Origin of the sequence: Spirosoma validum (genome assembly GCF_014699035.1) — a bacterium.
Taxonomy (GTDB): Bacteria; Bacteroidota; Bacteroidia; order Cytophagales; family Spirosomataceae; genus Spirosoma; species Spirosoma validum.
On record NZ_JACXAA010000007.1, the window covers coordinates 15,061 to 26,982 of the forward strand.

At 49.7% G+C, this 11,922-nt stretch carries 6 protein-coding genes; 4 read left to right on the forward strand and 2 right to left on the reverse strand.

Translation table 11 applies throughout. From position 1 onward, the window contains the following. Positions 1–91 precede the first annotated feature (91 nt). Both IC230_RS18715 and IC230_RS18720 read left to right on the forward strand, forming a co-directional pair. Positions 92–451 (forward strand): winged helix-turn-helix transcriptional regulator, encoded by a 360-nt coding sequence (locus IC230_RS18715; RefSeq protein ID WP_191040574.1) that lies wholly within the window; start codon positions 92–94, stop codon positions 449–451. 161 nt (positions 452–612) lie between these two features. After that, complete coding sequence (locus IC230_RS18720; protein WP_191040575.1) at positions 613–2,736, forward strand: S9 family peptidase; 2,124 nt, start codon at positions 613–615, stop codon at positions 2,734–2,736. A 154-nt stretch (positions 2,737–2,890) separates the two neighbouring features. On the opposite strand, the gene IC230_RS18725 is transcribed toward IC230_RS18720, so the two are convergent. Continuing rightward, positions 2,891–4,138, reverse strand: a complete 1,248-nt coding sequence (locus IC230_RS18725; RefSeq protein WP_223860715.1) for a hypothetical protein — start codon at positions 4,136–4,138, stop codon at positions 2,891–2,893. Positions 4,139–4,668: 530 nt separating this feature from the next. Between IC230_RS18725 and IC230_RS18730 the strand changes: the two genes are divergently transcribed. Both IC230_RS18730 and IC230_RS18735 read left to right on the forward strand, forming a co-directional pair. Next, positions 4,669–10,056 (forward strand): DUF7379 domain-containing protein, encoded by a 5,388-nt coding sequence (locus IC230_RS18730; protein ID WP_191040577.1) that lies wholly within the window; start codon positions 4,669–4,671, stop codon positions 10,054–10,056. A 43-nt stretch (positions 10,057–10,099) separates the two neighbouring features. Continuing rightward, positions 10,100–10,663, forward strand: coding sequence for a toll/interleukin-1 receptor domain-containing protein (locus tag IC230_RS18735; RefSeq protein WP_191040578.1), 564 nt, complete (start codon positions 10,100–10,102; stop codon positions 10,661–10,663). Between the two features lie 243 nt (positions 10,664–10,906). Here the strand turns inward: IC230_RS18735 and IC230_RS18740 are convergent, their stop codons facing one another. Then, on the reverse strand, positions 10,907–11,914 hold the full coding sequence (locus IC230_RS18740; RefSeq protein WP_191040579.1) for a hypothetical protein: 1,008 nt from the start codon (positions 11,912–11,914) through the stop codon (positions 10,907–10,909). Positions 11,915–11,922 lie beyond the last annotated feature (8 nt).

Genomic DNA, 11,922 nt, shown 5'->3' on the forward strand with positions numbered 1-11,922 from the left:
CGGTGTGTTGTTTTTGCCAAAGGTAAAAGCAGCCTCAGACGGACACAAACGATCAGCCAGTTGTGAGTAGCTAACAAAAATGTGAGTAACGATGAGCGAACGAAAACTTGCCTCAACAAACATTATCAACGAAGTCTTTCTGGAAGAACGTTGCGTACTGAATAAAGTACTCAAGCTCGTTAGTCAGCGGTGGGCGTCGGAGATTCTTCTGCTGATTGAAAAAGATTACACCCGTTTTACGCAATTGAAAGCACAACTGGAAGGTATTTCCGACATGGTATTGTCGAGAAGTCTGACCGAACTGATTGCGGCTGAAATTTTGACCAAAACCATGTATAGTGAAATTCCGGTTCGGGTAGAGTATCGATTAACGGACAGTGGCCGCGAGTTGGTGCAACTTTTACATAATTTCTGTCAATGGGGTAAACGGTATGTTGAAACAGGTCGCTAGTTTCAGAGGATATGCGATTATACTTTCGACAAATTATATTACGATAGCGTTGATTTTTAGAATTTTATCCTGTTGGCCAGCTAAAATAAAAAATAAAGTGCTTATTTGAGAGCAATGATTCGCCTGATCGGTGACGTGATTTTATTCCTCATTTACAGCACATGAAGACGTTTACTTTTCTATGCCTGACACTCGGCATTCTTCTTGTTCAGCCCCTTGCCCTACAAGCCCAGACCTTTTCGTTAGAGTCTGTCAAAAGTTATCCTTTTCCAACGGAATTAACCAGTTCGGCGCAGGGTTCGCAGATTGCGTGGGCGTTCAATGAGCAGGGCAAACGGAACGTATACGTAGCACAGGGACCCGATTTTACGCCCCGTAAACTCACCAGTTACAACGAGGATGATGGCCAGGAAATCACCAGCCTGTCAATTTCCGACGACGGAAAATGGGTTGTCTTCGTTCGCGGTGGCGACCACGGTTCGAACTGGGATGACGAATTGCCCGTCAATACAACTTCAGGTCCCGTACCGCCCAAAGTTCAGATCTGGAGTTTTCCGTTTGCCGGCGGTCAAGGCAAGGCAATCGCGGAAGGCGACGCTCCCGTTATTTCCCCAAAGAGCGATCGAATTGCGTTTATCAAATCAGGTCAGGTCTGGATAGCTCCGGCGGATGGATCATCAGCCGCTAAAGCACTATTTAACGCTCGGGGCACGAACAGTTCACTCGAATGGTCGCCTGATGGGTCGAAACTGGCGTTTGTCTGCGACCGGAAAGATCATTCATTTGTCGGCGTTTTTACAAACGAAACAACGCCAATAAGTTGGATAGCCCCTTCCTTCGCGCATGATGAATCACCGCGCTGGTCGCCCGATGGTAAACAGATTGTGTTTGTCCGCACGCCCGGGAGCGGTGGTGCACCGGACTCGCTCCTGGCGCGTCGACACCGACCCTGGAGTATCTGGACTGCCGACGTAGCATCGGGCTTAGCCATACAACGCTGGCAGGCACCTAAAACGCTGGCCGGTTCAGTCCCCACAACGCACGGAGGATTTAATCTGCATTGGGCGGCCGGCGACCGAATCGTTTTTCTGTCGTATCAGGATGGCTGGCCGCATTTATATTCGATGCCTTCGACTGGTGGAACACCGTTACTGCTCACACCAACGCCATTCATGGCCGAACACATTACGATAAGCCCTGATGGCAAATGGCTGGTATTTAGCGGCAATACAGGCCCGGACAAGCTGGATATCGACCGACGACACGTAGTGCGCGTACCCGTCGATAAGGCGGCCATGGAAGTGCTGACACCCGGCAGTGGTCTTGAATGGACACCCGTTATCACCGGTGATGGATCGACCGTAGCGATGATCAGCGCGACGGCTCAGCGCCCGCCCTTACCAGCCATTATGTCCTTTACGAAAGGAACGACCAAGGTGCTTGCCCAGAACCTCGTACCCGCCAGCTTCCCAGCGAATCAGTTAGTAACCCCAAAACAGATTACGTTTAAAGCGCCGGACGGCATGACCGTTCATGGGCAACTGTTTGAACCAGTTGGTGGCCCTGCAAAAAAACCAGCCTTAATTTACGTACACGGCGGCCCTCCGCGTCAGATGCTGTTAGGCTGGAATTATTCGGATTATTACGCCAATTCGTATGCGCTCAACCAGTATCTGGCCAGTCAGGGATTTGTGGTTCTATCGGTCAATTATCGGTTGGGCATCGGTTACGGTTATGATTTTCATCAGCCTGCCAATGGTGGAGCATCCGGGGCCTCGGAATATCAGGATGTTCGGGCTGCGGCTATCTGGCTTACCGAGCAATCGCAGGTCGATGCGACCAAAATCGGTATTTATGGCGGTTCGTATGGTGGGTACCTGACGGCATTAGCTCTCGCCCGCGACTCGAAACTCTTTGCCGCTGGCGTCGATATTCATGGCGTACATGACTGGAGTCAGCAACGTTACGGTGGCGCACAAAGCGATCGGGCTGAAAAAATACCGGACCTCGACCTGGCCAATAAAGTCGTCTATGAATCATCGCCCATTTCGTCGGTAAAAACCTGGACGTCTCCCGTACTCATCATCCACGGAGACGACGACCGGAACGTGCGCTTCAGTCAAAGTACAGACTTGGTCCGTCGTCTTGATAATCAGGGCGTTCCAATGGAAACGCTCGTGATCGTTGACGATACGCACCACTGGATGAAACATACCAACGCGCTGAAAATGAGTGCCGCTACCGCTGACTTTTTCAAACGCAAGCTGATGAAACCCAAACAGTAGGCCGGCTTGCAGTACTATAACCGAAGTTACAGTGAGGTGCTAAGTCAAGTGAGTAACAGCAAGTATTCATTCATCCAATACAAAAGCGCACAACGGGCGACCTGAGATCAGATCGCCCGTTGTGCGCTTTTGTATAAAGGCTAGTCTCAGGCCGTTACGAATATTCCAGCGCTTGCTCACTGGATACTGACAACTGGGTCACTAAATCCGTTAGCCGGTTCTGCATCAGATTTTTCAGTGCCTGCCATCCTGTATTCCATCGGCGGATTACATTCACCTTGCGAACTACCTCAGGCTCTTTGGGCTGGTTAGGTTGTTCGTAGTATTCCGGCATGCGGGCTGTCATTTGATCCACAATCGCGTCAATGGAACCGTAAAGAATCAGATCAGCATCGGCTTTTACCAGTTGGATCAGTGCCCGACCCATGGAAGCTGTGTAAAATGCGCAGTCGATATCCTGGTGACGAACGGGAACGCCGTCATGAAGACGCTGGAGTTTTACGGCACCATCTTCCAGCCGGTCCGAAGCAGGCGCATGGCCGTCGGGTTGTGGAAAAGCAACGTCGATCTTATGTTTGAATTTATTCCACCAGGGCGGCTGCTGACCTGGTTTCAACGTATCACAGAAAATAATTCGTTGCGGCAAAGCCGGTTGTTGGGGGTCCATGATCAGCAAAGCAGCGCCAAGATGCCGGTCATCGGCGGCATGGCGTCGTTGAATTACAAAGCAGTGAGGTTGCGTGTTCCCCTGCTCACCCAGTTGTTCCGTAAGGGTTCTTACCCGCTGGAGCGAATCATGCATGTAGCCTTCAGTGATAACGTGGGTGGGCATTTCAGACGCAGCCATCGCTTCCCAACGCAGTTGATGCGCCAGAATAGCCAACGCCGTTTCATCCGAACGACGGGTACCAAAATAGACACCAATATCTTCACGGGGTTGCCCGTCTGATGTATCGATCAGTTGAATCGTATCACCATGCGTTCCCTGGCGGCTGGGCGGGCTGTACCGAAACGGCACTTCCAGGTGTTCGCGCTGGGCGGCAATGTTATAGATACGCTTCTCAAATTTAGCTAATAGCGGCTCATAGGCATCACCCAGGAAATAGACCTCATCGATGGGACGTAATAAATGGCTGGCTATGGGCTCGTGTTCGAGCAGGCGCTCAAAGGCATCGTCCCGATATTTAAAAAAACTTCGCAGGGCACCGTGTTCAATAAACTCCTCGACATCGTCGGATTCCTCCAGGCTTTTGGTTGAAACGGTCCCTTGCTCGATCCACTCGCGCAGAAACTGTTTAACTGCCAGATCGAAGGCATCGTTGGCCGCTTCGGCTTGTTCTAGGGTATAATCTGTATGACGAAATTCAAGGGTACTGATGGAGGCAAATGCTCCAGATGCCATAGTCATTGAGTAAAATAGGAATAAGAGTAGTTAAATAATAGACGGATTTGGTTAGCCATCAGCTCTTTCTCGAGTTAAGGGCTAAAATAGCGTTTTTTTAGCGGACCACCAACTGGGGATCTACGAAAATAAACCAAAACTTTTATGGGTATTATCCAAGCGTAATCAACTCCGTATAAATGAACGATCTAGTTTATATATCGCTCGCTATTAAGTCCTCGACAAGGCATTAAACGCGGTTGATTATCCAAACTATCAATTAACTTTTCTGAGACGGAAACCCATCAGTGAACGGCTTACCTTTTGTGGGTGCATCAGTTAGTTGTCGTCTACGTATATAACACAAATTCCTACTCTTTTGATCACGTATCGATCAAAAAATAATAGGGTTACTCACCAAGTCTACCGTTTGCTAAATCCATCACCATCAGCACACCAACGTAGCGTTCCTTTTCCGTACTTACCAGCCATTTGACAGTAGATCTAACCTCTTTATTGTCAGATGACTACTCTATTCCTCTACCTTCCTCATGGCAACTATAAAAATTCGTGTTCACGGCGAAAAAAAAGTCACCACGCCCGTCAACGTAGCGGCCGAAGAAACCGAAACGCTATCGCTTGACGAGACCTATGTCATTGGCACCACGACCCGTGGTGAAGTCGAGAGCCGCCAAACCATCAAGCTGGATGAAACTAAGGTAGTTGAGTTTACCTACGACGATAATTCCGTCTGGATCGGCGACCATACCACCATCGATGAGATTTTCCCAGGTACCTCGGCGCAGCTACGTAGCGTCGAAGCAGGTGAGGACGATGTGATCGACATTCCTACCGAAGTTCAAACGGGTGAACTGGGACGTAGCGGGGGGCTGGCAACGATAGCCTTGAAAGTCGTTAAGATTTTCTCCAAGAAAACCCTTCTGGCTCCGCTGGTCAGAAAACTGGCGGGCGACCTGGAGGATAAAGTCCTTGGCCCAACCCGAGGATTGGTCTGGCTCAGTGCGGATTTTAAACTGACCCAAAAACCGGTAGCCGCCGACGGCGAGTACCTGCTGTTTTTGCACGGTACCGGATCATCTACCGAAGGGTCGTTTAGTGAATTGCAGGGTACAACGGTCTGGTCGTTCATTACACAAACCTATAAAGAGAACGTACTGGCGTTCCAGCACGAAACACTCACGAAAAGTCCGTTAGAGAACGTACTGGATCTGGTCAGCCAATTGCCCCAGAAAGCGACCTTAACGCTCGTCAGCCACTCGCGCGGAGGGCTGGTTGGCGATATTTTGAACCGCTTTTGCCTCGATGATCCCACTAAACGCGGCTTTTCGGCCAACGAGAAGAATTTCCTCAGTCGCCAGAATCGCACGGCTGACCTTCAGGTAATTGCGGACATTGAAACGGCAATCCTCGGCAAAAACATCACCATCGACAAATTCATCCGGGTTGCCTGTACGGCCAGCGGTACTACGTTGGCGTCACGTCGACTGGATATCTATTTCAACGTTCTCTTTAACGTGATTGGGCTGGCAGCGGCTCAGGCTACCAATCCGCTCTACGTTGCGTTTAAAGATCTGGTGGCGGCCCTGATCGAAAGCAAAGACGATGCCTCAGTGCTTCCAGGGCTGGAGATGCAGAATCCGCAGTCGCCGTTTAACCAGATGCTGAACAATGCCAGTCCAGAGGCCATCATCAACACCCCCCTGATTGTCATTTCGGGCGATGCCAAACTGAGTCGGCAGTGGTCGGCGATTAAAGTTGCGCTGGCGAATCTGTTTTTCTGGAGCGACAATGATTTTGTGGTCGATACGCGCTCGATGTACAACGGCGCCAAACGGGCCGACGGGAAAGTACAGTACTTTTTTGACGAAGGGGCCGATGTCAGCCATTTCAATTACTTCAAAAACGACAAGACCCGAAATGCCCTGTTTCTGGCCCTGAAAAATCCGGGCGATACGCTCATTCCGAGTTTTTCCAAACTGGAAAACCGCGGGTTCACCGAGGAAGAAATCCGCAACATTGATCCGGCAATTCTGGCGGGAGGCCGGGTATTCCGCAACAGCGTATCGGGCAAGAAGCCAATTGTGGTTCTGTTGCCGGGTATTATGGGTAGTACGTTGACGGTTAACGACAAGCTTGTCTGGGTTAACTTTTTCAGTTTCATCGGCGGAGGGCTTACCCGCCTGCTCTACAGCGACGATAACAACAAAAACGTTCGTCCAGATTCGCTGGTTGGAAGTTCTTACAAAAAACTAACGGAGTACCTTATACGCGACTACGACGTTGTGACCTTTCCGTTCGACTGGCGGCTTAGCATGGACATTAATGCCGCAGCCCTGAACCGGAAGCTTACGGAGCTGATGGATTTTCAACAGCCCATCAAACTCATCGGGCACTCGATGGGTGGTGTACTAATCCGGGATTTCATTATTAATCATTCCGAAACCTGGGGTAAACTGAATGCCAGTAAAGATTTCCGACTGGTGTTTCTGGGATCCCCGTTGGGTGGCTCGTTCCGGATTCCCTACGTCCTATTTGGGCTCGATTCGCTGATCAGTAAACTGGATCTGATCGACATCAGCAACTCCAGAAAGGACTTACTTAAAATCTTTTCCCGATTCCCCGGCATCCTCAGTTTGTTACCACTGACTACAGATTCGTCCAATGACTTTGCAGACCCAGGGGTTTGGAAAAACATGCGGGAAGCCTTCGGTGATATCGACTGGCCTACACCTGCCGACGACGTACTCACACAGTTTAAGGCATACCGCACTAAAGTGTTAAACGCAGGACCGATTGACTATAAGCAAGCTGTTTATATCGCCGGACAATCGCGCCAGAATCAGCAGACGATCAGCGGGTATCAGATTGGTGAGAAAGAAACCTGTTCGGGCAAAAAGCTGGAGCTGGAATTCCTGGCGACCAAAGAAGGAGACGAGAGCGTGACCTGGGATAGCGGTATTCCACCGGCTATGCTTGCGCAGAATACAGTTTACTATTCAGACGTAGCGCATGGCGAGCTGGCTAACGATCCAAAGTTGTTCGGCGCCATCACGGATATTCTGAACATAGGCTCCACCATCCAGCTAAAGAAAACCCGCCCCGCCCTGCGCGGTGCCGGTAAACCCTTCAAAGCCAGAGCCGTTTTCGATTTCGACCTCTCGCCCGAAGGCGTCGAGAAAACCCTGATGGGACTCGGTTCCGACAATCGTTTCACGGCCAGCGACGTACCGATAACGATTTCAGTGAGCAACGGTGATCTGAAATACGCCATGTATCCATTGCTGGCAGGTCATTTTGAAAACGACGGTATCCTCTCGGCCGAAAAGGTCATTGACTGGAACCTGCATGGAGAATTAGGTCGTAGGCATCAGTTAGGTCTGTATCCGGGCGCGTTTGGCACCAGCGAAGTCGTAGAATCTGGAAAAACGAAAGGGTTTCAGGGATCGATCATCATTGGTTTGGGCCGACAGGGTTTTCTGACGGAAGTCCGGCTTACAAGTGCCGTTGAACAGGGTGCCTCCAAGTACTTAGCCATCCTGAACAGCAAATCGGACACATCCTTGAGTAAAGACCTGACGCCCAAGCGTATCGGCCTTTCCGCTTTATTGATTGGTTCTGGTTACGGCGGGTTGCGGGTCGAAAATTCGATACGGGCAATCATACAGGGCGTGCAAAACGCCAATACTAAAATTCGGCAGATCTACGACTCGCCCAGGATCATCGATACAATCGAGTTTGTCGAACTCTACAAAGACAGGGCATTGGCCTGCGTAAAGGCAATTGGTGCCATAGAGAAGGAAGAAAGTCGGTCGCTAAATATTTTTAGAAGTGGCAACAAGATCAAACAGCTCATCGGATGGCGTGAGCGGCTGCCGGTTGATGATACGACCGAATGGTGGACACGTATCAACGTGGGTCGCTATGCAGATGACGAGGACGTAGCGCCTAGTCAACGACACGATCTGCGGTTTACGATTTCTACCGATGCCGCCCGGGTTGAAGAACGTTCGCTGAAAACGCTCAACGATACGCTCATCAAGATGCTGGAAGGCATATCCCGAAAAGATGACTGGTCACCCGAACTAGCCAAAGCCATCTTTGAACTGATGATTCCCAACGATTTCAAGGATCAGGTCAAGCGCCAAAATAACATCAACTGGATCGTAGACAAATACACAGCCGCTTTCCCCTGGGAATTGTTGCAGGATAACCTGGCCAATGCGCGACCTCTGAGCGTAAACGCCGGTATGATTCGCCAGTTGGCTACTGGTGATTTCCGCATCAACATCAATCCGGTAGCTGAACGTACCGCCATTGTGATCGGTGATCCTGACCTAAAAAATCCGGCGATTCAACTGCCCGCAGCTCAGGCCGAAGGCGAAAAAGTAGCTGATCTGTTTGGTACACAGGGTTTCGACGTAACAAGGCTACTGAGAGGATCGGCTGAACAAATTCTGCTGAATCTGTTCAGCAAGAATTATAAAATTGTCCATCTGGCTGGCCATGGCGTTTTCAACAGTGACCCCAATCAACCCACGGGTATGCTAATTGGTCCGCATGCGTTACTCACCCCTTCTCACATCGACCAGATGAGCAACGTACCTGATCTGGTCTTTGTCAATTGCTGCTATCTGGGTCAGGCTGACGGCACGGCCGAGAAATTTAGCCAAAGCCGGTTTCGATTGGCCGCCAATATTGGTACACAGCTAATTCAGATCGGTGTCAAGGCGGTGGTCGTGGCCGGGTGGGCGGTCAACGACAGTGCAGCGCTCGAATTTGCCGAACGGTTCTATCAATACATGTTTGAGCGATATACTTTCGGTGAAGCCATCAAAAAGGCGCGCAAAACCATATTCGAAAAATACGGGTCCCGGAACAATACCTGGGGAGCGTATCAGTGTTATGGCGATCCGTTTTATAAACTTTCGAACGACGCCCGAAAAACAACGGAAGCTTACAGCTTTATTATTCCCGAGGAAGCCGAAATCGAATTGAGTAACCTGCTTCACAAAGTTGAAAGTGGCGGCTACGACCCTGAAACCATCGGACAGACCATGGACGCGATCGAAAAAGCGCTCATACAGGCTGGCATCCAGAGCGGAAGGATCACTGAACTTCAGGCACTTTTATACAGCGCCCTGAACAAATATGAGCTGGCTATTAAAAAATTCGATGCGCTCTGGAAAGAAGAGAAATCCACTTTTTCGTTCTCGGCTACCGAAAAATATTGTAATACAAAAGTTAAGCTGTATGCCCAACAAGTAAAGAAAGAAGGGCAAAGCAATACCCAAGTAAAGCAGGAGGCAATTGTAGGGTTGAAAGAAGTCATCAAAGATTTAGAAAACCTGAACCGGTTTGGCGCGACGGTTGAGCGGACAAATATCCTGGCCAGTGCGTACAAACGGCTGGCGATGATCAGCGACACCAAAACGGATAAACAGGAAGCCTATTCCTGCTCAGCTTCCTACTACCGAAAAGCGTACGATTCGGTTAATAACAAGGCGAAATATTATCCGTTGGTCAACTGGTTATCCATCGAAAATGCGCTTGTGCTGGCAGATGGTCACGAGTGGGGAAAAAACAACCTACCTAAAAAGGGCGAAGTTAAGAAAGCCGTTGATGATGAGTTGGAGAACATTCGCAGGAAAGATCAGGACGAGAAAGAATATTGGGATTGGCTTGCTGAGGCTACGCTTCTCTTAGGTAAACGACTCCTCGGCGACACAAAGGTTACCGAGGATAGTATTCTAAGTGAATACAAAAATGCCTGGGACATGATTGGTACCCAGGGTCAGCGTCAGGCTGAAATCGAAAACCTGGAATTTCTGGAAGATGCATTAGAGATGGGAGAAGACAAGTCGAAAGAAATCATAGAAGTGATACGGAGGATAAAGCAATCGTTGGAAGAAATGTTGTAAGCAGTTGATTTTCTTATGGTGTTCTGCTGTTCAATAAAGGTTTATGGCCAGCTATAATTTTTATGACAACGAGGACCGTCCCCTGTGGAATCGCTTCGCATCGATCGTAGAATCAACGGAGGAAGATGAGACCTTCTTCCGTTCGCTTTCTCTCTGGCAAGAAACATTCAGCCCTGATCGGCCGGTTCCGTCCGAATTTGCCATGGCCGATCTGCTGAATAATCTAAAAACGCTACCATCTATGTCGCCCAGGCGGAGTTGTCCTGTACATCGGCTGTTCGTTTCTCACCGTCGAGTCGATAAAAACTACGCGCTACGTATCGCCAACATGGCCTATAGCAACGGTTTTGACTTTTGGCTCGATGTACTGAATCCTCCGTTGACCAGAGTAACTGCTTCGACTCGGCTTTCTCCAGTGCAAAAGGTACTATTGACCGCTTTCATTATCGAGATGGGACTTGTCAACAGTACACACGTATTGGCCGTGATGACGCAGAATACCAAAGGCGGGGAATGGGTTCCTTACGAATATGGGCGTGTCCGCCAGATTGGCAATACGGCTTGCTGGCAGCATCCAGGCCATTCCCTGGCTAAATGCATACCCTAACCATTCGACCAGTAGTTTACCGTAAGAGTTGTGGGGACGGGTTCTTAAACCCGCCCAGTGAGGTTTCTCAAAACCTCGTGAACAGGAACAAAGGATTGATTGACAAACCCCACTAAGCAGATTTAAGAATCTACCTCCACTGAAATGGGCAAAACTGGAGAGTGTAACCAGCCTTTACACATGCGGTATAACTTTAACAGGGTCATGCAAAACTATTGTCAGTTTGATGCCATGCGCCATTACTTACAATTTCTTCAATAACTCTCCTGCTGCAGCTTTCACCTGTACCCAGTCTTTATCAATATCGGCTTCGGACAGAAAATAGAAGGGCGTGAACGTAGCGCGGGTAATGCGGTCAAGGCCTCGGAACGGTTGTCCGGCTTTCCAGCCAGCGTTGGCAAAACGACACAGCAATTCTCGGTCCTGTTTACTGATCGTATCGGCGACGATTGCCTTCAAAATGGTGGACGGACGTTTTTGCTGGGTGGTCACCAGGTAACTAAGGCCACCTTCCAACTCATAAAAACCCGCTACGTTCGTGGCGATTTTTTGCTCCTTCACGGACTTCTTCACTGTAGCATTCTCCTCTTCGGGGGTAAGAAACGGCGGGGCAGGTTTATGCTGGGCTGTATAACAAGTAGAATCCTGATAGGCTGCGATGGTTGCGGCAAACTGCTTATCCTGCAATAGACTCCGCAGCTTCCTCATCTGTTCGTCTGCGGAACTCTCCCGAACGGGCTGCATGGCCGCCAACAGTTTTATTGCCGCTGCCTGGATCTGATCATAATCTTTTTTGACTTCATCTTCCGGCAACAGACTGGCTATTTTAAAAATTGGGCGTTTGATCCGTTCCAGCCCCCGGAAGGGTTGCCCAGCTTTCCACGTAGTGTTGGCAAACCGATTTAATAACAGGACCGTAGCAGAGTCGGCTTTATTGTCGACAATCATTTGCAGAAAATCCGTTGGCTTCTGATTTGTTTTCGCGCATACCGCCCCAAGTCCACACTCCAGGGCGTAAAAACCCGCTACGTTCGTCGCAATTTTTTCGTCCCGCTTCCGGATAGTTACGCTGGCGGTATCATCTCCAAGCACCAATAAAGGTTTAGGTGTTTCGCCCACTCCAACGTAGTACGCCCTATTCTGAGCTTCGGCTATCTCCACCGCGAACGATTCACTACGTAGCAGCGAGTCGATGGTGGCGAGTTCTTTCTCAATCTGCTGATTTGGGCTATCCTCTTTCCGTTGCTTCATACAGGACA

Coding starts and splice junctions, on each gene's coding strand:
- IC230_RS18725 (WP_223860715.1), bottom strand. CDS start 4,138: ATGGCATCTGGAGCATTTGCCTCCATCAGTACCCTTGAATTTCGTCAT.
- IC230_RS18715 (WP_191040574.1), top strand. CDS start 92: ATGAGCGAACGAAAACTTGCCTCAACAAACATTATCAACGAAGTCTTT.
- IC230_RS18735 (WP_191040578.1), top strand. CDS start 10,100: ATGGCCAGCTATAATTTTTATGACAACGAGGACCGTCCCCTGTGGAAT.
- IC230_RS18720 (WP_191040575.1), top strand. CDS start 613: ATGAAGACGTTTACTTTTCTATGCCTGACACTCGGCATTCTTCTTGTT.
- IC230_RS18740 (WP_191040579.1), bottom strand. CDS start 11,914: ATGAAGCAACGGAAAGAGGATAGCCCAAATCAGCAGATTGAGAAAGAA.
- IC230_RS18730 (WP_191040577.1), top strand. CDS start 4,669: ATGGCAACTATAAAAATTCGTGTTCACGGCGAAAAAAAAGTCACCACG.